This is a genomic window from Luteimonas sp. A478 (assembly GCF_054052025.1).
Genome location: NZ_JBSVRF010000003.1, coordinates 84,885 through 106,570, shown reverse-complemented (window position 1 = coordinate 106,570; position 21,686 = coordinate 84,885). Strand labels below are relative to the sequence as shown.

Below are 21,686 nucleotides of genomic sequence, written 5' to 3'. Positions count from 1 at the left end.
GATGGCATGAAAACCCTGAACCGGATCATCCGCCTGCTGATGCTGATTGGCGGCACCTGCGGCGCGGTGGCCTGCCTGTGGGCGCTTGTGGACCCGTCGATCATCACCGGCTCCGGCGGACTGGTGGCTTCCCACGCGCCCTCGCCGCGCTGGCGCGCCGCTTTCGGACTGGTGTTCTCGATCGGGCTGGTGCTGTTTGGCAGCGGTGCGCTGCGCCACCGCAAACTGCCCTGACACCGCCCCCGGCCGGCAGGCACATTTGGGGCTATCACCGGGCTCGCGCATAATGGCCCGTTCGCACGTGATCACCCAGGTCCCTTCCCCGCCATGCGCCAACGCTTGCTGCTCGCCCCCCTCGCCCTTGCCTTCATAGCTCCCGTATTTGCGCAGGACGCGCCCTATCCCGGCGCCGAGCCTCCGGTATGGTCCGCCACCGGTGAGATGGGCTTTGCCATGACCCGCGGCAACCGGGATTCGGAGAACCTCAACACCCGCCTGCACCTGGTACAGGAAGACTCGCGCAGCAAGCACCAGCTGACCCTGTCGGCGCTGCGCGCCAAGGCGGATGTGACCGTGGTGGACGCCGACGGCACCTCGCGGACCGACTACCAGACCAGCGCCAACCGCTACCAGATCGGCGGCAGCACCTCGATCAAGGTCGACCAGGTGCACAACTGGTTCGGCGCGGCGCGTTACGAGCGTGACGACTACGCGACCAACGACTACCAGGGCACGTTCTCGTTCGGTTACGGCCATCACTTCTTCCACGATGACGACACGTTCCTGCTGGTCGAAGTGGGGCCCGGCTACCGGCGCGCACGCGAAGCCAGCACCGAGGAAGTCAACAGCGACTACATCGTGCGCGGGCTGATGGACTTCGGCCGCAACCTGACCGGCAACACCCGCCTAAGCAACACCCTGCTGGTGGAAGCGGGCAGCGACAACACTTTTGCCCAGAACGACCTGGGCCTGACGGTGGCGATGAACGATGCGCTTGCGTTGAAGGCCGGGCTGCAGTTCCGCCACAACAGCGAGGTGGACGAGAGTGCCGGCATCAAGCGCACCGACACCCTGAGCACGATCAACCTGGTCTACACCTTCAAGTAAACGCCCGATCCGCCGGCGGCAGCAGCTCGCCGGCGCCACGCGCAAGCAGCATTTCCGCCACCTCACGGCCAAGCGCCTCCCGGGCGCCGGCGGTGCCAACGGCTTCGGCCCGTACCTGGCGGCCAGTGCTGGCATCGCCCACCATTCCCTGCAGCGCAAGTCGCTCCCCATCCAGGGTGGCCATGGCGGCCACCGGCACGTGGCAGCTGCCGTGCAGGGCACGGTTCATGGCCCGCTCGGCCTCCACGCAGGTGCGGGTGTGGGCGTCGTCCACGGCGGTGAACAGTTCCGCCAGCTCCGGGGTGTCATCACGGCACTCGATCGCGATCGCGCCCTGTGCCGGTGCCGGCAGCCACTCCGGCGCGTCCAGGCGGCTGCGGATGCGTGCCTCAAACCCCAGCCGCTGCAGGCCTGCGCAGGCGAGGATGATGGCGTCGTACTCGCCCGCGTCAAGCTTGGCCAGGCGGGTGTTGACGTTGCCGCGCAGGTCGCCGGGCTGGATATCAGGCCGCAGCGCGCGCAGCTGCGCCTGGCGCCGCAGTGAGGAAGTGCCTACCCGCGCGCCCTGCGGCAGCGCCGCCAGCGACTCATGGTGCACGCTGACGAAAGCATCGGCATGATCGGCCCGCGCCAGGATGGCCGGCAGGGCAAAGCCGGGCTCCAGCTCCATCGGCACGTCCTTGAGCGAGTGCACGGCGCAGTCGGCCTCGCCGCGCTGCATGGCCAGCTCCAACTCCTTGAGGAACAGTCCCTTGCCGCCAATCGCGGCCAGCGAGCGGTCCAGGATCTCGTCGCCGCGGGTGGACATGGGCACCAGCTCCACCTCCAGGCCGGGATGCGCCTGGCGCAGGCGATCGGCGACGTATTCGCTCTGCCAGAGGGCAAGCGGGCTTTTTCGGGTGGCGATGCGGAGGATTTTCATCCGCCTATTATCGCCGCGGCCGGACGCCGCGGCCACGTCACCCTGTAGGAGCGCGCCACGCGCGCGAAACCGCGTGACAAATGGCAATGGACCGTGGCCCCGGCTCGCTACGTTGTGACCGAAGCCTCCCCGCGCTGCCAGAAGTCACGCGGTTTCGCGCGCGTGGCGCGCTCCTACAGGTGTTGGATGGCGTCGCGCACCTGGGCGGCGCAGCGGCGGCTTACTTCCAGCGGGGCAGCCACATTGCGCAGCACGACGACCGATTGGCCATCCGGCTCGCGGCGCAGCTCTGTCAGGAAGTGGCGGGACACCAGGCAGTTGCGGTGGATGCGCAGGAAGCGTTCGCCGAACTCGGTCTCCAGCGAACGCAGCGACTCCTCGATCAGGTCCTCGCCGTTGGCGTGATGGACCACCACGTACTTCTCGTCGGCCTGCAGGTAGTAGATGTCATCAATCGGGATCAGTCGCAGGCTGCCGCGCAGCCGGGCGCACAGATGGGTGCGCTCGCGCTCCTGTCCGGACAGGCCGGCGGCCTGGTCGCGGCCCAGATTGAAGGTGCGGGCGCGCTCGACCGCCGCCTCCAGCCGTTCCGGGCGCACCGGCTTGACCAGGTAGTCCACCGCCGCGGCTTCGAAGGCCTTCAGGGCGTGGGCGTCGTAGGCAGTGCAGAACACGACCGCCGGGCGCGGCTCGAACGCGGCCAGGTGGCGAGCCACCTCCAGCCCGTCGATCCCCGGCATGGCGATGTCCAGCAGCACCAGTTCGGGCCCAAGTTCGGCACAGGCGTGCAGGGCGGCCGGCCCGTCGCCGACTTCAGCCACCACCTCCACCCCTGGAAGCCGGGACAGCAGCCCGCGCAGGCGCTCGCGCGCCAGTGGTTCGTCATCGACGATCACGACTTTCATTTTCCTGCTCCCCTGCGCTGGCCCATGATTCAGCCTTCCGCCAGGCGCGCGTTGAACCAGTTGCCGAGGTCGCGGATTTCCTCGCCGCAGACCGAATGCTGCATCGGGTACACGTGCCAGTCCACGTCGAAACCCAGCCGCCGCAGCAGCGCCGAACTCTGCTTGCCGGCCAGGTACGGCACCACGGGATCCTCGCTGCCGTGGGCCATGAACACCGGTTGGCGCTGCGCGCCTTCCACCAGCGCCGCCTGCGCGCCCTGGGCTGTCGGCATGTAGGTGGACAGGCCCACCAGCCCGGCCAGCGGCTCGCTGCGCCGCAGCCCGGCGGCCAGGGTCACCGCCCCGCCCTGGGAAAACCCGGCCAGGATGATCCGCGACGCGGGAATGCCGCGCTCCTGTTCGCGGGCAATCAGCGCTTCCACCTGGGTGACCGACTCGGCCACGCCCTGCTCATCGGCGCGGTTGGCCAGGTCGAGCTCGCGGATGTCATACCAGGCGCGCATCGGCGCACCGCCGTTGATGGTGACCGGACGGACCGGCGCATGCGGGAACACAAACCGGATCGCGGGCCATTCCCTGCGCACCAGCTCCGGTATCAACGGCACGAAATCATTGCCGTCGGCGCCAAGGCCATGCAGCCAGATCACCGTCCAGCGCGGGTCCGGGCCGGTTTCACGCTCAATGGTCTCAAGCAGCGCAGTCGCGTCCAATCCACTCTCCTCAGCCGATCGGGCACCGTCGCCCGTGATCCGGCTGATTATGGCATCCGTCCCTGCCGGGCCCCGGGCCGCAGCAATGCCGGAAAGCATGGTGACGGCGTTGATGCTGATCTTCATGGCTGTATTCCCGGCGACTTCGTCCGGAAACAATCCGGACGCACACTTGTGGGTCAGCCCCGGGGCCGAAGGCAACTTCCGCCCCGCCGCCCTACCCGTTCCCACAGGAGTTACAGATGAGCCATCGCTCATTCCCACGGCTGCGTGCAGCCCTGCTGATTGCGGCCACCTGCGCCTTTGCCAATGTATATGCCGCTGATGTCGACACCGCTGCGAGCCAAGAGCCGCGCGCAAAGAATGTCATCGTCTTCCTGGCCGACGCGGCCGGCGTGCCCACCGTGCATGCGGCGAGCCTGCACGGGTATGGCGAGCCGCTCAGCCTGCATGTCCAGCAGTGGCCGCACCTGGGCCTGAGCGAAATGTCACCGGTGGACCAGTGGAAATCCGACTCGGCCAACGGCATGTCTTCGATCATGACCGGGGTGAAGACGCGCAACGGCGTGATCAGCCAGGGGCCGGACGCCGTGCGCGGTGAGCGCGACGGCACGCCGATGAAGACGGTGCTCGAATACGCCGAAGAGCGCGGACTGCGCACGGGCGTGATCAGCACCCAATCGATCGCGGACGCCACCCCCGGCGCCACCTATGCCCACTCCAACGACCGCGGCAAGCAGGGCGAGATCTTCATGCAGGCATTCACTCCGCGCTATGGCGACGGCGTGGACGTGCTGATGGGCGCCGGGCGTGAGCGCATCGGCGGCCTGCTGGCCAAGGCCGGTACCGGCTTCGACGCGCTGGCCCGCCGGCACGACCGGCCGATCTACGCCTCCCTGGAGGAAGTGGATGCATCCAATCCACGCCCGGTAGTGGTGGCCGACAGTCTCGACGTGCACGCCGCCACCCTGCGCGCTCTGGACCTGCTGCAGGATTCTCCGGAAGGGTATTTCCTGATGGTCGAATGGGATGCGCACACCGACGACGTGCGCAAGGGACTGCAGAACGTGGTTGATTTCGACCGGCTGATGGCCGAGGTCGAGCAGCGCGTGGACCTGGACGACACCCTGCTGCTGTTCACCGCCGATCACTCATTCGGTCTGCAGGTGGATGGTGGCCAGCGCGGCGAGCCGCTGCTGGCCGGTTATGAGGAATGGAAGGCCGCGGGTCAGAAGGACGACGTGGTCCGGCTGAAGAACGTGATGATCAACCGCACCCATACCGCGGAAGAGGTGATGGTGCTGGCCACCGGCGCCGGCGCCCATCGGGTGCGCGGTTATTTCCCCGGCACGCAACTGTTCAACGTGATGCTGGATGCATGGGGATGGACCCCCGATGAGCGCGCGGCCCAGACGGCGGACTGACCGCGGGCGGAAAGCCCGCAGTCCCGTGAGGCATTATGCCGGCGTGCGAAATCACGCCGGCTTTTCGCGTGCCATGGATAATTAACCCATTACCCTCACTTGGCCATGAAGTTAATAAACTGTAATACCCTTGGCATATTCACCCCATAACGTAGCAGCCCTGCCGGATGGTCCGGTTCAACTAGGGGTGCAGTCGTGGTTCGTAACAATGCAAAGTCGGCGCTGTTCTGCGCCGTAATGTTGGCCCTGGGCGTGTCCGCGCCCGTGGGAGTCGCCCTCGCGGATTCGGATGCGCAACTGCGTGGCGTCAGCGTGGAGCAGGCCGGCGAGATCTCCGGCGTGGTGCGCGATGGCCAGGGAGGCTTCCTGCGCGGTGTCGAGGTCCGCGTCCAGGGTATGGATGTGGTGGCCGTGACCGACTCGGAAGGACGCTTCCTGCTGCGCCGGGTGCCCGAGGGCGCCCATACGATTGAACTCAGCTACGTCGGTCGACCGACCCGGCGGGAGAGCGTGACGGTGGTAGCCGGCGCGCTTGCAACCGCCAACGTGGTGGTAGGCCAAACGGGCCTGGAAGGCGACCTGGCGACCCTCGACGGCATCCAGGTGCGTGCTTCCCGCCCGCAGGCCGAGTCCGAGGCCATGGCGCTGCAGATCCAGCGCTCGTCCAATGCGCTGGTGAACGTGGTCGCCGCTGACTCCATCGGCCATTTCCCCGATCAGAACATCGCCGCGGCGCTTGGCCGCCTGCCCGGCGTCGCAGTCGAGCGCGACCAGGGCCAGGAACGCGCCATCAGCCTGCGCGGGGCACCCTCGCGCTGGAGCACGATCTCCTTCGATGGCGTCAACGTGATCGCCCCCGGTGGCAAGAGCGCGCGCACCGACACCATCCCCTCGGGGCTGGCGAACTCGGTGATCGTGCGCAAAGCGGTGACCGCCGACATGTCCGGTGAGACGCTGGCCGGCAACGTCGACATCATCACCCGCAGCGCGTTCGACTACGACGGGCTGCAGACCTCGCTCAACACCGGCATCGGCTACAACGACCTGGGCGGCGGCCGCCAGTACGACATCAGCGGGTTCATCTCCAACACGTTCGCCGACGGCCTGTTCGGCGTTGCGCTGACCGCCTCGAAATACGAGCGCGAGATGATCACCGACAACTTCGAGACCGACTGGGAGATGGCCTCGGAGGACCGCGAGCCGGGCAACGAGAGCCGGGCCTGGGCCGACGCGCACCAGAACAAGCTCTATCGCCTGACCCGCGGCAACACCGCGGTTGCCGGTCGGTTCGATTTCCGTCCGTCGGATGACCACCGGTTCTTCCTGAGCACCATCCATACCGAGTTCACCGACGACGAACTGCGCAACGCGATGGAGTTCGACTTCGACGACGGCGCGGTGCGCACCGACCGGGCCGCAGTCACCCAGGGCTACGCCGACGTGCGTACCGGCAACACGCCGCTTGAAGGCACGATCCATGGGGTCGAGCTGGACAGCACGCTCAACGTCAACCACACGGTCCAGAGCATCTTCACCAACACCCTGGGTGGCGACCAGCGGCTCGGCGAATGGGATGCCTCCTGGCGGCTGAACTACACCAAGTCCGAGGCTGAAAGCGGGCCGTCGTTCAACTCCTCCTGGCGCAGCCCGCGGCCGGGCGGAGACCGCGACTGGAGCCTGCGGCCGACGATCGACTACGACTTCACCGACCGCGAGCGCCACGGCGTGCGGATGTACGAGACCATCGTCAACCCGGACGGCTCGCTGTCCAAGGGCCAGTACAAGCGCTCGCTCGACCCGCAGGACTATGAGTTCGTGTACCTGCGCTCAGAGCACCGCCTCCAGGACAGCCGCTCGCGCAGCGGCCGGCTGGACCTGACCCGGGCCATGGACCTGTTCGGGCAGGCGTCGGACGTCCAGTTCGGCGTGCAGTACGACAGGCGCACCAAGGAAGACAGCCGCGAGCGCTGGGATATCCTGCCGGGGACGCTGGCCGCCGCAGGCGTGCCGATGCCGTCACCCTCCGACTTCTCGATCGACAGGCCCTACAAGGGCAAGCTCCCGCTGGGCTATTCGTTCCGCTACTTCTCCGAAGCCGGGGCGAAGGACCTGTGGAACCGCCTGTACGGACAGGGTCTGGGGACCCTGGATGAAAGCCGCGCGGCCACCAACGACTACAAGGTGACCGAAGAAGTCCTGGCCGCCTACGCGATGGCGACCACCTGGTTTGACTGGGGCAACATCGTGACCGGCGTGCGCGTGGAAACGGTGGACAACACCGGCGAGGCGCTGGTGGAGTACGACCACGGTTTCGAGCCGGTGCGGGTGTCGGGGAGCAACACCGTGGTGCTGCCCAGTGTGCACCTGAACTGGGACATCAACGACGAGCTCAAGCTGCGCCTGTCGGCCAATACCGGTGCCGCGCGCCCGGATTTCACCCTGCTGCGACCGAACTTCAACGTCGACGATGACGAGCAGGTGGTCAGCGGCGGCAGCCCGGAGCTCGACCCCGAGCGTGCCGTGGGCGTGGACGCCTATCTGGAGTGGTACCTGCCGTCGGGCGCGTTCTTCTCGGTCGGCGCGTACTACAAGTGGCTCGACGACGTGCTGATGGACATGGAGTTCTCGCGCTTCGGCAGCGACGTGCTCAACCAGTCCGGCCTGGACCGCTCGGAGTACATCTTCGAGACCACCGCCAACGGCGGCAAGGGCCACCTGGCTGGTATTGAAGTGGCGTTCTCGCAGACCCTGGAGCCGTTCGTCGAACGCTGGGGGCTGCCCGAGTGGGCGGCGGGCTTCGGCATCCGCGGCAACATGACCTTCAACGACAGCGAGACCGAAACCCCGGACGGGCGCAAGGTGTCCCTGCCGGGTTCGTCGGACTTCATCTACAACGTGGCCCTGTCGTACGAGCGTTACGGCCTGTCGACCCGCCTGAGCTGGCAGCACCGCACCGAGTGGATCGACGGCATTGGCGACGGCGACTACCTGGGTGACACCTACTGGGACAAGGTGGGCCGGCTGGACTTCAAGACCAGCTACCGCTTCAACCCGAATACCGAGGTGTTCCTGGAAGCCAACAACCTGCTCAAGGAGCCTGGCATCCGTTACGACGGCGCACGCCACCGCGTGTCCGAGTACGAATCCTTCGGCGCACGCTACATGGTTGGGCTGCGGCTGAACTTCTGATTGTCATGGATATCCCGGCCGGGCAGGAGCCCGGCCGGGATGCATTGGTCCGAAGCAACCGGATCCAGACCGGCCAGTCGTTGGTCACCCATGCCATGTACCTGCCAGAAATTGAAAGGAAACCAATGAAACGCTTTGCTTTTGCCGCGCTCGCCCCGGCGCTGTCGCTGGCTGTCCTTGCCCCGGCCCAGGCCCAGGACGCACCCACCGGAACCGCTGCCGAAGTCCGCCAGGACTGGGCGCCGGGCGGGCGACCCGACCGTGTCGTGCTGACGCCCGGTGCGGATGCATCCACCGGGCTGGCCGTCTCCTGGCGCACCGATGCCCGCCAGACCGAAGCGCTGGCCGAGATCGCCCCGTCGATCGGCACCCCGGCGGTGGAGGCCAATGCCCGCGCAGTGCGCGGCGTCACGGCCTCGGGGACCGAGCGGGGAGGACAGGGCCTCTATCATTCCGTGCGCTTCAGCGGGCTCACTCCCGGCCAGGCCTATGTCTATCGCCTGCGCGGGGCTGACGGCTGGTCTGAGTGGCACACCCTGCGCACGGCCGAGGCCGAGGTGGCGCCGTTCCGCATCCTTTACGTCGGGGACACACAGAACAACATCCTGGCCAAGGGATCGCGCACCCTGCGCCAGGGCCTGCTGCGCAGCGCGCCGGACGTGATGGTGCACGCCGGCGACCTGACCGGGCGTTCGCACGACTGGGAGTGGGGCGAGTGGACTGCGGCGGGCGGCTTTGCCTACGCCATGGTTCCGCAGATCCCGGCAGCCGGTAACCATGAATACAGTTCCGGCGACGACGACAAGCGGGTGCTCGGCCCGCTCTGGTCCGTCCAGTTCACCCTGCCCGGCAACGGCGTGCAGTCAGGCGCGGCCCAGCCCACCAGCTACTACACCGACTACCAGGGCGTGCGCTTCATCGTCCTGGACGGCACCGCAGCGCTGGGACTGGACGCGCTGGACGAGCAGACCACGTGGCTTGAGAGCACCCTGGCTTCCAGCCAGGCGCACTGGAACGTCGTGGTCCAGCACCAGCCCATCTATACGTGTGCCCGCGTGCGCGATACCGAAGTGCTCAAGGCCGCCTGGGAGCCGATCTATCGCGCCCATCACGTGGACCTGGTCCTGCAGGGGCACGACCATTGCTACAGCCGCGTCACCGACGCGGAAGGCGCAGCCGTCTCGCAGCAACAGCGTGAGGCCGGCCAGCCGCAGGGCCCGGTGTACCTGGTGTCGGTTGCCGGTTCGAAGATGTATGGCCTCAACGACCGCGCCGGCCACCAGCCTGATCGCGTTGCCGCCGACACCCAGCTGTACCAGGTGATCGACGTGGACCGCGACCAGCTCACGTTCCGCGCCTACACGGCGACGGGAGAGCTCTACGATGCCTTTGACCTGCAGCGTCTGGAAGACGGCTCGAATCGATTGATCGATGCACCGGTCGCGCTTCCGCCGGTGCGGCTGTGTCGTGACGGTATCGGCCCGGACGGCGGCAAGTGCCTGGGGTCACCGCGCAGCTGAGCGCAGCGCGAGAGGTCGGGACAGCCCTTGCTTTCTACCCCACTTCGTTAACGCCGCCCCGCCAAAAAGAGGGGGCGGCGTCGAGACGCTGTACTTCATGGTGTTTTGTTGTTGTCGTACGTCACGCGGAAGATAGTGCCGTTGGCGTCGTCGCTCACCAGGAGCGCGCCTTCCGAGTCGACCGCGACCCCTGCAGGGCGGCCCCAGACCCGGTCGTTGTCCAGCACGAACCCGGTCATGAAATCTTCGTAGGCACCTGTCGGTCGCCCGCCGGACATGCGCACGCGTACGACCTTGTAACCGGTGATGTCGGGGCGGCTGTGTGAGCCGTGCAGCGCTACGAAGGCATCGCCGCGATAATCGGCCGGGAATCCCTCGCCATCGTGAAAGGCCACGCTCAGCGCTGAGGAATGGGCCTGGAACAACACGTCGGGCGCGGTCACCTTGCCTTCCAGGTCGGGTCGTTGCCCAGCCCGTGCCGGATCTTCCCGGCCGTCGAGATAGAACCAGGGCCAGCCGTGGAAGGAGCCCTCATCGATGCGCACCATGAAGTCCGGCGTGACATTCGGACCCAGGTGGTCACGTTCGTTCACAACGCACCAGAGATGTCCGGTGGCCGGCTGCACCGTCATGCCGGAACAGTTGCGCAGGCCGGTGGCGTAGTTGCGCGCGAGCTTGCCATCAAGGTCGAAGACACGGACCACGCCGCGGTCCTTTTCCTCGCCCCAGGCCGCACCGAGGCCATCGGTCGCTTCATGCGCGCGAATCTGTGTCGGCGTCATTTCGGGCATGCCGCCGACGCCGAGATTCGATGCAGAACCCACGGAGAGGAACAGGCGCTCGCCATCAGCGGAGACCGCGAGGTCACGGGTCCAGTGCCGCTTGGTCGGGATGCCATCGATGATCACTTCCGCCGGGCCCGCGGCCCTGGCCTCACCGCTGCGGTATGGGTAGCGAACGACCTGGTTGGCCGCCGCCACGTAGACGTGGGTGGGGTTGGATGCCGGCACGAAGGCGATGCCGTAAGGCCGGTCCAGGTCCGTGGCAAAGGCTTCCGGCGTCGGCGTACCGCCCTGCCCCTTTCGGAACACGAGCACGCGCCCCGCGCCGCTCTCGGCAAGGAAGATGTCGCCGTTGGGCGCCACGCGGAGCGTGCGCGGCTGTTTGAAACCGGTGGCAAACACCTCGGCAGTGAAGCCGGCCGGCACCTCAGGCACTGCCCCTGATGGCGCCGGAACCACCTCCACGTTGCCGGCGACCGAACCCTCCGGGTCCATGCCCGTTGCAGGGGCCGGGATGTCCGCCGCGCGGATGTGCCGGATCGCACCGGGCGCGTCATCTGACCAATCGCTGAGTACCGCTGCTGCCCCGGAGCCGCTGCTTGCTTCAGACACTTCAGTCGTGCGCGCATCGCCGCCGTGCGCGCATGCCGCCAGGATCAGGACGACCAGCGGCAGGAACGCGAAATGGGCCAGTCGCGGCGGGTTGGAAGCGTTCATTCGTGTTCTCCTCGGAGTGGGGTCGCCGACTTGGTGCGCGATTTCCGCCGGGGAGGCCGATTGATCCCGACTCGAGCAGGCACGGCAACCCCGATCCTCTGAAAGGCGGCGTCATCGCAACGTGATCACGATGGCCACGGGCGTTGGGTAAACCGTGCCACGCTCAAGGTAAGTGCCACCGCCTTCGGGCTTGAGCTTGCCAGGATCGGTATCGCTAGCCTCGAAAGAAGCTAAGCGCTTTTTGAACAAGAAATGCGATAGGTTCTCTGAGGCATCGGTTTCCCACCCGCTGCGAGCCAACTCACAACCTTGGAGATGACAATGAAGACCTACAAAGTGGGCTACCTGGTCGGTAGCCTTGCGTCCGGATCGATCAATCGCAAGCTCGCCAACGCGCTGTTCAAGCTGGCCCCGGAACAACTGCAGTTCCAGGAGATCCCGTTCAAGGATCTGCCGCTGTACAGCTATGACTACGATGACGACTACCCCGAGGCCGGCCGCAAGTTCAAGAAGGCGATCGAGGATTCGGACGCGATCCTCATCATCACCCCGGAATACAACCGGTCGGTGCCGGGCGCCCTCAAGAACGCGATCGACTGGGCCAGCCGGCCCTGGGGCACGAACTCGTTCGCCAACATCCCTTCAGGCGTGATCGGCACCTCACCGGGCTCAATCGGCACCGCCGTGGGCCAGCAGCACCTGCGCAGCATTCTGGGTTTCCTGAACTCGCCGCAGATGAACGCCCCGGAGGCTTACATCCAGTTCAAAGACGGGATGATCAACGACTCAGGTGAGATTGCGGACGATTCGACTGCAGAATTCCTTCGTAACTACCTCAAAGAGTTCCACGAATTTACTGCTCGGGTCCTGACTGTTCTTCCGAGAGGCGCCTGACTGCGCGGGCGCCGATACTTTGGTATCGGCGCTCTGTGCCCCATCAGCCATTGTTATGGATATGCGTGGGACAGCAGCTGCGAGCCCAGTTCGTTGGCGATTACATTTTGCCGACTTCGTGGCGGCGCTGGGCACCATAATCAGGGCTGCAGGCGTTTTGGCTTATCCAGCCTTCTCAAAAATACCGTCATGACCTTGGCTGCCTGGACATCTCCTTTCCTTTCTGCAGCTGCCAGACCCTTTTCCCAAGCTTGGCGCGCTGCGCTGGGATTATCCATTCCCAGCTGTGCCTTTCCAAGAAGATTCCATCCAGCCGAGTAACCTGGATCTTGGCTTACACATTCGTCCAGATGAGCAACCGCCTGTGCGTAGCCTTTGGCGTCAAGATGATGTTTCCCCAGACTGAACCTCAGTAGCGCCGAATCACGGCCCTTGGCAAGCATCGCCTCAAGCTGCCGAACATCCATTCTTATATCCTGAAAGAAAACCTGATAATTATCCCCTTTGGGGGAGTCCCGGTCAAAGCGCTCTGGTGCCGGGCTTCAACCTTGAAGCGCTCGTTCGACTTCGGTTTGACCGAAAGCGTACGATCCAATTTTGTTTTGACGGGTTCCCAACCTGCCGGGAAAAACTACCTCGCAGGCTGCAGCAAAGTTTTTAAAAATGAAAATCAAGCGTGCCCCTGCTCCCGAAAAGACTGGCGGGCCAACACCACCATGACGCCAGCAACCACGGCCATGCCCACTGCCACCGTGGCCCAGCCGGCACCCGTAGCCAGCAGGCCGGCGATGGGCGGGCCTGCCAACATGCCGACATTGTGCCCCTGCATCGCCAGTCCCAGAGTTGCGCCTACCAGCGCCGGCGTGGGCGCGAAGTCCGGAGCACTATCGGTGATGACTACGGGAATCAGGCCGGACAGCAACGCAAAGACAATGGCCAGGCCTGCCATGACCAGCCACGGCAGGTTTGCAGCCAGCACTCCGAAGCCAAGCAGGGCCAGGCTGATGAAGGCCACACCAAGGATCCGTGATGGGCGGCGCCCTGCTGCGAGAAGAAAGCCGGCAAGAATATTTCCCGCCGCGCTTGCCGCAACGGCTATGCCGGAAATCACGCCGGCCACGTTATGGCTCAGCCCATAGCGCTCCATCAGGAGCGAGGGCAGGAAGCCAAAGACGATAAAGAAAAACATGCCGAAGGCACCGAACAGGATGGCCAGTACCCAGGGCCCCCTGGCGGAGAGCGTCTGTTTCAGCTGCTGCGTGATTGATTGTTGGGGGCTTGAATCCGTCTGCGGACACGAGATGGTCAACGCGAAAATGACTGCGTACGCCGCGAGGATGGCCGCATTGAGCAGCCAGAAGCCGCGCCACTGCAGAACCCCAAGCAGCGGGGAGGACAGCATCACAACGGTCATCCCAACCGGCATGAAGGTGGACCAGACGGCGATGGCTCGCTTCCGGATATCAGCGGCAACGATCATGAAGATCAAGGTGGGTGCAGCCACCTGTACAGCCATGAAGCCCAGCCCCTCGATGACGCGGGAGAGCATCAGCAGCTGGATTCCGTGCGAATAGCCTCCCAGCGTTGAGCCGATCGCCTGGATGATCAGACCCCCGATGATCATCCGCTTGATGCCGAGCCTGCTTGCGGCCAAACCAAGCGGCGCTCCGAAGACAGCTCCAACGATGGCGAATGCGGAAATCAGCCAGGAGGCGACCGCGAGGCTCAGGCCCAGATCCAGTTGCACAGCGCTCAAGGCCATGGGTGCCTTGCCAACTTGGAATGCGGAAACCACGCCCGCTCCTGCAATCAGCAGCACGGCGCCCCATCCGGCCCCCTGCTGCCTGTTGTTTCCGGTATCCGATACGACCGATCTGCTCGTCACTTGATCACGTCCTTTTTCTGATCCTTGTTCGTCACTGAAGCGTCGCTCAACGGGCTCGCACGTCCGGATTGGACGGAGACGCAAGCCACGCCAGCAGCCGCGACCGCGGCATCAGGCTCGCGTTCACGCAGCGCATGACTGCCTCCAGCCTCTCACGCTGCGATCGAGGTGCACGGGCACTTGTCCGACAATGTGCTTCAGCCCGCTTGATCGTCCGCGCATGTATCCACTCATCCGCGCTGATGCCGCCCGGGCCGAACGCGAGGATGCCAAACAGTCCCAGGGTGAACACCGCGGTCGCGGAAAAATGCAGCCAGGCCGCCTGTGTAGCGAAGCTCCAGGGCATTGCCAGCAGCGCCATCACCCCTGCGACGCCAAGCACCCCCGCTACGTAGCGGGCCTTGAAGCCGGCCAGGAGCAACAGTGCCCCTGCCCAGGCCAGAGGCTCAGGGCCTATCGGGGACGCCACCAGCAGCACCGTGGCAGCCATCAACCGCAGCAGAAATACCGTGAAATCGCTCATCTACCCCTCCGATGGAAAAAATTGGGCCGCGGCAGGAGGCGGAGACTCTTCCTGCCGCGGCCCGGTGCCGGCCACCGCGGCCGGCGTCCCTGCCTCGCTCAGAAGTCGAAGCGCACTTGGATCTGGGCGGAGTCCACGTCGATCCGGTCCATCTCGAACCGCGTGTACTCGCCGCGCAGTGCCACGCGGTCGTTGAACCGGTACTGCAGGCCCACGCCGTACAGGGGATCGGTACCGTCATCCTTCACGGTGCCGGTCAGGCCGGGGATGGCGGTGTCCAGGTCCCAGCGCTGCAGGCCTGCCTTTGCATAACCCGAGAACTTGTCAGTGAAGGGCAGGATGCCCACCGCGCTCAGGTACACGGAGCTGGGCTCGAGTGCGATGCCGCCTCCGTCCGGCTTGAGCTTGCCGAAGTCGGTATAGCCCGCCTCCAACGCAAAATTCCGGTGGAACTGATAGCCGCCAAAGACCGAGAACGCGGTGTCCTCGTCGTCATAGCGACCCTCGTCAACCAGGCCCGCGCCAACGCCGGCACCGGCGTAGAAACCGGTGTCCTGTGCCTGGGCGGAAAATGCGGCCATGCCCAGCAGCAGGGCTCCGATGGTGGTGGTCAAAAGCTTGGTACGCATGACACTCTCTCCTGAAAGGGGTCGGGCTCCGTGGGCCCGCTGCGATGGGCCAGCTGCGGGATGCGGCTGGGCTGCCACTGCGAGTTGCAGAAGAGGTTAATCGTTTTGAAAATGAAGTTAAATGGAATACAAAGAACTGATTGTTTCCATTTTTGGGCCTAATAAAGCAGCGCCAAGCCCCAACACTGTTCCGCAGTCCGCGCGCTCCTCATTAAAAAAACCGCGCCTTATGCCGAAATCAGGACGCCGGACGATCTGCTGACCCTTGTTCCCGACCTGGACTGATCCCATGGCATATCGACCGATCCTCACCAGTGCGCTACTGCTTCTCGCTTCCGCCCTTGCCCCTCCCGTTGCATTCGCGGCGGACACTACCGGAGCGGGCGCCTCCGGCCCGATCGTCAACCTGCGCATCGACAACGACATGTTCGCCGGCGACGACCAGGGCTATACGAGCGGCGTGCAGTTCACCGTGGTCTCGCCCAACCTTTCAGGGCCGGCGAGCGGCGACAACCTGCCGCGGCTGCCGGGCTGGCTCGACAACAAGCTCGCGTTTCTCCACGGCAGGAACGAGGACGCGGAGCAACGCAATCTGGTGCTGCGCATCGAACAGCGCATCTACACGCCGGAAGATCCCACCCGAACCGACCCGATCAAAGACGACCGTCCGTACGCCGGCACGCTCATGGCGACGCTTGGCTACAACGTCCGCAGCGGCGACAGCATGCACACCACCCTGCTTGGCGTAGGCATGCTCGGGCCGGCCTCGGGGGCCAGGCAGTCGCAGCAGTTCATCCACGACCTGATCGGCTCCGACAAGTTCCAGGGCTGGGAGCATCAACTCGGCAACGAGCTGATGCTGGGCTTGCGCCACGAGCGCGCCTATCGGCTCGGTACCTGGGACCTGGGCAGCGGAAGGCTGCAGCACGACGTGATCACGCACTGGGGCGGCGCCATCGGCAACCCGATGACCAGGCTCAACGGCGGGTTCGAGCTGCGCCTGGGCCATGATCTACCCGACGACTTCGGCTCAAGCCCGGTGCGGCCGTCCGGTGATAACACCGCGCCGCTCGACAACGGCGGCTCCGGCCCGGGCTGGGCCTGGCACGCCTTCCTCGCGGTAGATGGCTACTGGTCCATCCATGACCCGTCGCTGGACGGCAACCTGTTCCGCAGCAGCCACAGCGTCGACAAGGACCCGCTCGTGGCGGAGGCCGCAGTGGGCATCAGCATCACCAGGGGGCACTGGAAGCTCGCGTTCGCCCGCTACTTCCGCACCCGCGAGTTCAGCGGCCAGCGTGAGCGCCCGAAGTACGGAAGCATGACCATCAGCCGGGCGTTCTAACCGTTACTGCCCGCTCCTTCCGATCCGCTCCAGCAGGATCCGCTTGAGGATCGAAATCGTCGCCGGCGCCGTCTGCAGGTCGTGCCCGGCGGCTACCTGGTCCACGCTTCCCGTCGGCCAGCTTGCGCTTTCCAGCGAGACCACGCCGTCGCCAGTCTCGGGCTTGGCGGGATCCTGTATGCCCACGATGGAGTGGATTGTCACGCCGCTTGCAATCGGCAGGCGGCGCGCCGCGCGGATCACAGGCTGGTCCGGCGACAGGGTGACCAGGCTTGTCGGGCCGCCTTGCCGGTAACTCGCCAGCACTTCCGGCCGTACCTTGTCCGGCTGCTCAACCGCAAGCTCGACCAGGTAGTCCATGGTTTCGCCGGGAAGGCGGATCAGGTGCTGCACGATCCACGCGATGAAGCCATGCGCCATCGCGCTGCCGCCGTGGGGCGCGGCGATCATCACCAACTCGTCCACGGCCGGGATCGGCTCAAAAACAAACAACCCGCGCGCGCGCTCCACCGGCGGGCCCGGGTCGAACTCGTCCGGGCCCACCGTAAATGCCGCATCCCACAACGTGTCACCCGAGCGCGTCACCAGCAGGCGCGATATCACCCCTCCCATCGAGTGGCCGACCAGCACCGCGGGGTTGCGCTGGCCTGCCAGCTCCGACGCCCTGCTGCGGAAGTCTTCCAGCGTCGCCGCCAGCCGCTGGCGGTTGACCAGCACCGGCAGTCCGGTCGGATAGCGCGCCATCCAGAACTGGTAGTGTTCGGAAATATCGGGATCGCCAAGCAACTCGTTCACCATGTTCGCCCACGTCATGGGGCTGCTTGCGAAGCCGTGGACCAGGATCACCGGCGTCTTTTCCGGGTCTACCGGCGCAAGGAGCCGGATCCGCGAGCCTTCCCGCCCCGGTCTGGCGCCAAGCAGGCTGCGGATGAAGCCGATCTCGCGCTCGAACTCGACGGCCGCCGTCGCGTAGGCCGCGCTGGTGTCGCGTGCAAGCGCGACCGGGCCAAACGCGCTTGCCACCGATGCGTGGCGCGACGCGTCACGAACAACCAATGGCGCGCTGTCGTCCGCCTGCGGCTCATAGAGGATATTGACCGCCAGCGCGAACGGCTGCGGCGGGAACGAGCCGATCGTTTCCCTGGTCCTGCCCCTGGCGATCGCCGCAACGCCGATGCCGTCCTGGACCTGGCGGGTGCGAAGGCCCCGCATGCTGACCTGTCTGGCCAGTTCTATCGAGGACACGGCTACCCGAGGGAAGTGGGTCTCATCGACTTCCCAGTGCAGCGCACCGGGCCCATCGGTCTCGACAGCTGCCATGACCAATCCGGCCGTACATGCGTTGTGCAACCTCATCGCGAGCTGGGTGCGCGCGGTGATCGGGCCCTGCCTGCCCGGCAGGTCCGCCGCGTGCAAGTACCGGTGCGTGTGTCTGGCACAGTCACGCCAATGGTCGCCCCTCCCCGTTACGGGGCCACTCTTGGCCGCGTGGTAAAGGATGTCGGACGCGGCAATCAGCCGCGTGGCTTCACGCACGGTGCCCGGAACTTCCAGGATCCTGGAGGCACACTCCTCGCTCGCGGGGGCGCACTGTTCGCGAAGATCAAGCATCGACACCACTTCGAGCGTGGTGTCGGCCAGGCGGTCAGCCAGCTCCAGGCCGTCCAGATTGATGCGGGAGCCCAGGCTGGCGTTGTCGCGCACGCCGAGGGTCGAACAGGCGCTGGCCAGCAGCAACGCGGCAATGATGATCGTGCACCGCCAGCCATCCAGAGCTGGCTTATTTCTGCACCCTGAACGTGTCATGCCCGTGGCCAATTGCGGGACCCTTGTCGGATCCCGCATTGTGCAGCGGGCCAGGCGGATCAGCCAGCGGCGAGCTTGGTCGCCACTTCAGCCACCAGTCGGCCCTGGAAGCGCGCGCCTTCGAGTTCGTTTTCGCTGGGCTGGCGGGAGCCGTCACCGCCAGCGATGGTGGACGCGCCATAGGGCGCACCGCCGGTGACTTCGTCGAGCCGCATCTGGCCCTGGAAGCTGTACGGAAGGCCGACGCACACCATGCCGAAATGCATCAGGTTGGTGTGGATGGCCATCAACGTGGTCTCCTGTCCGCCGTGCTGGGTGGCGGTGGAGGTGAACGCCGAGCCGACCTTTCCGTGCAGCGCGCCGCGCGCCCACAGACCGCCGGTCTGGTCGAGGAAGTTCGCCATCTGCGAGGTCATGCGGCCATAGCGCGTGCCGGTGCCGATGATGATCGCGTCGTAATCGGGCAGCTCCTCGACCTTGGCCAGCGGCGCCTGCTGGTCGAGCTTGTAATGCGATGCGCGCGCGACATCCTCGGGAACCAGCTCGGGAACACGCCGAATGTCCACAGTCGCACCGGCACTGCGTGCGCCTTCTGCGACCGCTTCCGCCATTTGTTCGATATGTCCGTAAGCCGAGTAGTACAGAACCAGCACCTTGCTCATCAGTTGTCCTCCTAGGGGATCAGCTCCTACCGTAGTCGCGGTCGGAACGAGCGCACTAGTAGCGCTTCTAGAATCTGACTGATTCAAATATGGGGACAATGATTTACGTCCTTGCCGTATCGTCCCGATTGTGGGAACAATGAAAGTCGGCAGTCCGACTCAGGAGTCAAAATGGATCAGATCGAATCCATGCGCGCATTCGTGGAGGCCGTGCGCGCCAACGGGTTCGCGGCCGCCGCCCGCACGCTGGATGTGCCGCGCTCGAAGGTAAGCAAACAGGTCCAGGCGCTGGAAGCGAAGCTCGGCGTGCAATTGCTGATGCGGACAACCCGCAGCCTGCACCTGACCGAAGCGGGCGCCACCTATTACGACGATGCACAGGAAGTGCTTGCCGCCCTGGACGAGGCGGACGAACGGGCCCGCGGCACCACCGGCATCCGTGGCATTGTCAGGTGCAACGTACCTGTATCGTTCGGAATGCGCGTGCTGGCGAACCTCGTCCCGCGCTTTCTTACCCAATATCCGGACGTTGAACTGCAGGTATCACTTACCGATCACCTGATTGACCCCGTCCGCGGTGGTTTCGACGTGACCATCCGCATTGCGGATCTCCCCGACTCCTCGTTTGCCGCACGCAGGATCATGCCGGCCGCACGCAGCCTGCTTGCCTCGCCCGACTATCTGGCCCGGCATGGCGTGCCGGAGACGCCGGATGAGCTGGCAACCCGCTCCTTCCTCAACTACGGCTGCCTGCAGGGCGGCATCACCATCCAGCTCACGCGCGGCAAGGAAATAAAGCGCGTCCGCACCCGCGGCCCGGTCATGGCCGACAACGGCGATTTCCTCGCGATCATGGCCGAGGCCGGCCAGGGCATCGTCCTGGTGCCGGACTTCATCAGCCAGGACGCAGTCGCCGCGGGACGGCTGGTTCCCGTGCTCGAAGAGTGGAAGGCACCCCCGATCGCGGTCCACGCCCTGTTCCCGCAGTCGCGCAACATGCCACTGCGCTTGCGGCGCTTCTTGGATTTTCTGGTCGATGAACTTGGCGACGAAAGGGAAGAGCGCGAGTAAGCCACCACCTGCGGGTGAGTCTGGCGAACCGCTGGACCGGCCCGTGCTAAGCCCTGCGGGAGCTCGAGGTGACCATCCAATACCAGTCCCAGACCCAGACCCGCGTCAGAGGACGCCTACGGAGGAACCACCATGCTTGACTGGAATGCCTATCGCAATGAACTCAAGGGCCGGATCGGTGAAATCGGAAAGCTTTCGCCCGATACCGTGCGCGGTTACGCGGCACTGAGCGGCGCCGGCGCCAAGACCGGGCACCTGGATGCCAAGACCCGTGAACTGATCAGCTTGGCGGTGGCCGTGACCACACGCTGCGATGGCTGCATCACGGTCCACGTCGATGCAGCCCTCAGACACGGCGCGAGCCGGGAAGAGATTGCTGAAGCACTGGGGGTCGCGGTCGCGCTGAATGCCGGCGCGGCGCTGGTGTATTCGGCGCGGGTGATGGACGCAGTAGCGGCCCACCCGGACCAATAAACGCGCCGCTCACGGGCGTCGAATCGTATCAAATCCGGAAACAATGAAGTGATTCTTTCCGGGTTACTGGTTCTGTTTCCGATACATAGACTGCAGCTGTCGAACCACGTGCAGCGCCCGAATCGAATCTCGGGCGTAGATGCACGGGCAACCAGCCGATGAGCTTGCCTCGGTCATCGTCATTCACTTCGCACGAGAGGGAAACTCCATGAAACAGTCAAAGTTCTTCAGCGCCGTCCTCCATACGGTGGCGGCAATCGCGCTGATGTCCGCCCAGTTTGTATCCACGCCTGTGGCGCACGCTCAAGCCCGGTCCCAGGCTCCGATCGAGGGGCTCTCACGCCAGCCGACGGCAGCAGCCCACGCTGCGCTGTATAACCCCGACGACGCAGTCCTGCTGCTGCTCGATCACCAGACGGGGCTTTTCCAGACCGTCAAGGATATTCCGCTCGCCGAGCTGCGTGCCAATACGGTGGCACTGGCGAAGATCGCCGTGCAGGCGGGTATTCCGATCATCTACACCGCATCGGAACCCGACGGTCCGAACGGCCCCATCATGGAAGAGCTGCTCGAAGCCGCGCCGAACGCGATCTACGTCGCCCGCCAGGGCGAAGTCAGCGCCTGGGACAACGCGGACTTCGTGGCGGCCGTCGAGGCCACCGGTCGCAAGACTCTCATCATGGCGGGCGTCTGGACCAGCGTCTGCGTCGCCTTCCCGGCGCTCCAGTCGCAGGCCGATGGCTACGAGGTACTCGCGGTGATGGACGCCTCGGGCGATGTCAGCAAGCTGGCGTCTGACGCCGCCATGCTGCGCATGGCGAATGCAGGGATTGCTCCCGTCACGACCAACACCATCCTCAGCGAAACCCATCGGACCTGGAACCGCAAGGACGCTGCTTCGTGGGGCGCGCTGTACTCCGAACTGGTGCCGCACTACCGCGCGGTTTCCGAGAGCTACCAGCGTGCCCAGGAGGCCGCGAAGTAACGACCGGAAATCCGGCTTCCCAACGGGAGGTTCGCAAGCAGGGGCCGGGCAATAACAGCCCGGCCCCGTCGTTGCGGGGCCTGCGGGTTGATCCAGGCCCCCCCTGCGTTTCCGGATTCCATCCATCGACACCGAT

Annotated in this window: 20 protein-coding genes; 10 read left to right on the top strand and 10 right to left on the bottom strand. The window is 65.4% G+C overall.

Translation table 11 applies throughout. From position 1 onward, the window contains the following. Positions 1–6: 6 nt before the first annotated feature. Complete coding sequence (locus ACW7G3_RS07005) at positions 7–234, top strand: hypothetical protein (protein ID WP_456974081.1); 228 nt, start codon at positions 7–9, stop codon at positions 232–234. 93 nt (positions 235–327) lie between these two features. Continuing rightward, positions 328–1,107: a DUF481 domain-containing protein gene (locus ACW7G3_RS07000; RefSeq protein WP_456981954.1), complete on the top strand. Its 780-nt coding sequence runs from the start codon at positions 328–330 to the stop codon at positions 1,105–1,107. Here ACW7G3_RS07000 and hemC read toward each other — a convergent pair. From hemC to ACW7G3_RS06985, 3 genes are all read right to left on the bottom strand, one after another. Further along, positions 1,100–2,029 (bottom strand): hydroxymethylbilane synthase, encoded by a 930-nt coding sequence (gene hemC / locus ACW7G3_RS06995; RefSeq protein WP_456981952.1) that lies wholly within the window; start codon positions 2,027–2,029, stop codon positions 1,100–1,102. The genes ACW7G3_RS07000 and hemC overlap by 8 nt on opposite strands. A 173-nt stretch (positions 2,030–2,202) precedes the next feature. After that, entirely contained in the window at positions 2,203–2,934 is a 732-nt protein-coding gene (locus ACW7G3_RS06990) for a LytR/AlgR family response regulator transcription factor (protein ID WP_456981951.1), read from the bottom strand. A gap of 29 nt (positions 2,935–2,963) precedes the next feature. Continuing rightward, positions 2,964–3,629 (bottom strand): alpha/beta hydrolase, encoded by a 666-nt coding sequence (locus tag ACW7G3_RS06985; RefSeq protein ID WP_456982381.1) that lies wholly within the window; start codon positions 3,627–3,629, stop codon positions 2,964–2,966. 257 nt (positions 3,630–3,886) lie between these two features. Here ACW7G3_RS06985 and ACW7G3_RS06980 point away from each other — a divergent pair, with 257 nt between their 5' ends. The 3 genes from ACW7G3_RS06980 to ACW7G3_RS06970 all read left to right on the top strand — a co-directional run bounded on the left by ACW7G3_RS06980 (position 3,887) and on the right by ACW7G3_RS06970 (position 9,777). Then, complete coding sequence (locus ACW7G3_RS06980; RefSeq protein ID WP_456981949.1) at positions 3,887–5,068, top strand: alkaline phosphatase; 1,182 nt, start codon at positions 3,887–3,889, stop codon at positions 5,066–5,068. A 195-nt stretch (positions 5,069–5,263) separates the two neighbouring features. Beyond that, the gene (locus tag ACW7G3_RS06975; protein ID WP_456981947.1) at positions 5,264–8,257 is read left to right on the top strand and encodes a TonB-dependent receptor; all 2,994 of its coding nucleotides are present in this window, start codon (positions 5,264–5,266) and stop codon (positions 8,255–8,257) included. A 125-nt stretch (positions 8,258–8,382) separates the two neighbouring features. Beyond that, positions 8,383–9,777 (top strand): metallophosphoesterase, encoded by a 1,395-nt coding sequence (locus tag ACW7G3_RS06970; RefSeq protein ID WP_456981946.1) that lies wholly within the window; start codon positions 8,383–8,385, stop codon positions 9,775–9,777. A 95-nt stretch (positions 9,778–9,872) separates the two neighbouring features. Here the strand turns inward: ACW7G3_RS06970 and ACW7G3_RS06965 are convergent, their stop codons facing one another. After that, the gene (locus tag ACW7G3_RS06965) at positions 9,873–11,276 is read right to left on the bottom strand and encodes a PQQ-dependent sugar dehydrogenase (protein ID WP_456981944.1); all 1,404 of its coding nucleotides are present in this window, start codon (positions 11,274–11,276) and stop codon (positions 9,873–9,875) included. A 321-nt stretch (positions 11,277–11,597) separates the two neighbouring features. Here ACW7G3_RS06965 and ACW7G3_RS06960 point away from each other — a divergent pair, with 321 nt between their 5' ends. Then, positions 11,598–12,170, top strand: a complete 573-nt coding sequence (locus tag ACW7G3_RS06960) for an NADPH-dependent FMN reductase (RefSeq protein ID WP_456981942.1) — start codon at positions 11,598–11,600, stop codon at positions 12,168–12,170. A gap of 140 nt (positions 12,171–12,310) precedes the next feature. Here the strand turns inward: ACW7G3_RS06960 and ACW7G3_RS06955 are convergent, their stop codons facing one another. From ACW7G3_RS06955 to ACW7G3_RS06940, 4 genes are all read right to left on the bottom strand, one after another. Continuing rightward, positions 12,311–12,637, bottom strand: a complete 327-nt coding sequence (locus tag ACW7G3_RS06955; protein WP_456981940.1) for a tetratricopeptide repeat protein — start codon at positions 12,635–12,637, stop codon at positions 12,311–12,313. Positions 12,638–12,840: 203 nt separating this feature from the next. Next, positions 12,841–13,989, bottom strand: a complete 1,149-nt coding sequence (locus tag ACW7G3_RS06950; RefSeq protein ID WP_456974099.1) for an MFS transporter — start codon at positions 13,987–13,989, stop codon at positions 12,841–12,843. Between the two features lie 112 nt (positions 13,990–14,101). Continuing rightward, a complete protein-coding gene (locus ACW7G3_RS06945; RefSeq protein WP_456974101.1) occupies positions 14,102–14,578 on the bottom strand; it encodes a hypothetical protein in 477 nt (158 codons plus the stop codon). A gap of 98 nt (positions 14,579–14,676) precedes the next feature. Then, complete coding sequence (locus ACW7G3_RS06940) at positions 14,677–15,207, bottom strand: outer membrane beta-barrel protein (RefSeq protein ID WP_456974103.1); 531 nt, start codon at positions 15,205–15,207, stop codon at positions 14,677–14,679. Between the two features lie 289 nt (positions 15,208–15,496). Here ACW7G3_RS06940 and ACW7G3_RS06935 point away from each other — a divergent pair, with 289 nt between their 5' ends. Further along, complete coding sequence (locus tag ACW7G3_RS06935; RefSeq protein WP_456974105.1) at positions 15,497–16,552, top strand: lipid A deacylase LpxR family protein; 1,056 nt, start codon at positions 15,497–15,499, stop codon at positions 16,550–16,552. 3 nt (positions 16,553–16,555) lie between these two features. Here ACW7G3_RS06935 and ACW7G3_RS06930 read toward each other — a convergent pair whose 3' ends face one another. Both ACW7G3_RS06930 and wrbA read right to left on the bottom strand, forming a co-directional pair. Continuing rightward, positions 16,556–18,358, bottom strand: coding sequence for an esterase/lipase family protein (locus ACW7G3_RS06930; RefSeq protein ID WP_456981938.1), 1,803 nt, complete (start codon positions 18,356–18,358; stop codon positions 16,556–16,558). A 59-nt stretch (positions 18,359–18,417) separates the two neighbouring features. Next, the gene (gene wrbA, locus ACW7G3_RS06925) at positions 18,418–19,020 is read right to left on the bottom strand and encodes an NAD(P)H:quinone oxidoreductase (protein ID WP_456974109.1); all 603 of its coding nucleotides are present in this window, start codon (positions 19,018–19,020) and stop codon (positions 18,418–18,420) included. A gap of 171 nt (positions 19,021–19,191) precedes the next feature. Here wrbA and ACW7G3_RS06920 point away from each other — a divergent pair, with 171 nt between their 5' ends. The 3 genes from ACW7G3_RS06920 (at position 19,192) to ACW7G3_RS06910 (ending at position 21,550) form a co-directional block, all read left to right on the top strand. Continuing rightward, positions 19,192–20,091 carry a LysR family transcriptional regulator gene (locus ACW7G3_RS06920; protein ID WP_456981937.1) on the top strand — a complete coding sequence of 300 codons (900 nt, stop codon included), beginning with the start codon at positions 19,192–19,194 and terminating at the stop codon, positions 20,089–20,091. Positions 20,092–20,223: 132 nt separating this feature from the next. Further along, the gene (locus ACW7G3_RS06915) at positions 20,224–20,565 is read left to right on the top strand and encodes a carboxymuconolactone decarboxylase family protein (protein WP_456974113.1); all 342 of its coding nucleotides are present in this window, start codon (positions 20,224–20,226) and stop codon (positions 20,563–20,565) included. Positions 20,566–20,773: 208 nt separating this feature from the next. Continuing rightward, positions 20,774–21,550, top strand: coding sequence for an isochorismatase family protein (locus ACW7G3_RS06910; RefSeq protein ID WP_456981936.1), 777 nt, complete (start codon positions 20,774–20,776; stop codon positions 21,548–21,550). The last annotated feature ends 136 nt before the right edge of the window (positions 21,551–21,686 follow it).

What these genes read in the sequence shown, in the direction of transcription:
- ACW7G3_RS06935 (WP_456974105.1), top strand. Translation starts at nt 15,497, where the DNA reads ATGGCATATCGACCGATCCTCACCAGTGCGCTACTGCTTCTCGCTTCC.
- ACW7G3_RS07000 (WP_456981954.1), top strand. Translation starts at nt 328, where the DNA reads ATGCGCCAACGCTTGCTGCTCGCCCCCCTCGCCCTTGCCTTCATAGCT.
- ACW7G3_RS06955 (WP_456981940.1), bottom strand. Translation starts at nt 12,637, where the DNA reads ATGGATGTTCGGCAGCTTGAGGCGATGCTTGCCAAGGGCCGTGATTCG.
- ACW7G3_RS06920 (WP_456981937.1), top strand. Translation starts at nt 19,192, where the DNA reads ATGGATCAGATCGAATCCATGCGCGCATTCGTGGAGGCCGTGCGCGCC.
- ACW7G3_RS07005 (WP_456974081.1), top strand. Translation starts at nt 7, where the DNA reads ATGAAAACCCTGAACCGGATCATCCGCCTGCTGATGCTGATTGGCGGC.
- ACW7G3_RS06930 (WP_456981938.1), bottom strand. Translation starts at nt 18,358, where the DNA reads ATGACACGTTCAGGGTGCAGAAATAAGCCAGCTCTGGATGGCTGGCGG.
- wrbA (WP_456974109.1), bottom strand. Translation starts at nt 19,020, where the DNA reads ATGAGCAAGGTGCTGGTTCTGTACTACTCGGCTTACGGACATATCGAA.
- hemC (WP_456981952.1), bottom strand. Translation starts at nt 2,029, where the DNA reads ATGAAAATCCTCCGCATCGCCACCCGAAAAAGCCCGCTTGCCCTCTGG.
- ACW7G3_RS06965 (WP_456981944.1), bottom strand. Translation starts at nt 11,276, where the DNA reads ATGAACGCTTCCAACCCGCCGCGACTGGCCCATTTCGCGTTCCTGCCG.
- ACW7G3_RS06940 (WP_456974103.1), bottom strand. Translation starts at nt 15,207, where the DNA reads ATGCGTACCAAGCTTTTGACCACCACCATCGGAGCCCTGCTGCTGGGC.
- ACW7G3_RS06980 (WP_456981949.1), top strand. Translation starts at nt 3,887, where the DNA reads ATGAGCCATCGCTCATTCCCACGGCTGCGTGCAGCCCTGCTGATTGCG.
- ACW7G3_RS06960 (WP_456981942.1), top strand. Translation starts at nt 11,598, where the DNA reads ATGAAGACCTACAAAGTGGGCTACCTGGTCGGTAGCCTTGCGTCCGGA.
- ACW7G3_RS06970 (WP_456981946.1), top strand. Translation starts at nt 8,383, where the DNA reads ATGAAACGCTTTGCTTTTGCCGCGCTCGCCCCGGCGCTGTCGCTGGCT.
- ACW7G3_RS06945 (WP_456974101.1), bottom strand. Translation starts at nt 14,578, where the DNA reads ATGAGCGATTTCACGGTATTTCTGCTGCGGTTGATGGCTGCCACGGTG.
- ACW7G3_RS06990 (WP_456981951.1), bottom strand. Translation starts at nt 2,934, where the DNA reads ATGAAAGTCGTGATCGTCGATGACGAACCACTGGCGCGCGAGCGCCTG.
- ACW7G3_RS06915 (WP_456974113.1), top strand. Translation starts at nt 20,224, where the DNA reads ATGCTTGACTGGAATGCCTATCGCAATGAACTCAAGGGCCGGATCGGT.
- ACW7G3_RS06910 (WP_456981936.1), top strand. Translation starts at nt 20,774, where the DNA reads ATGAAACAGTCAAAGTTCTTCAGCGCCGTCCTCCATACGGTGGCGGCA.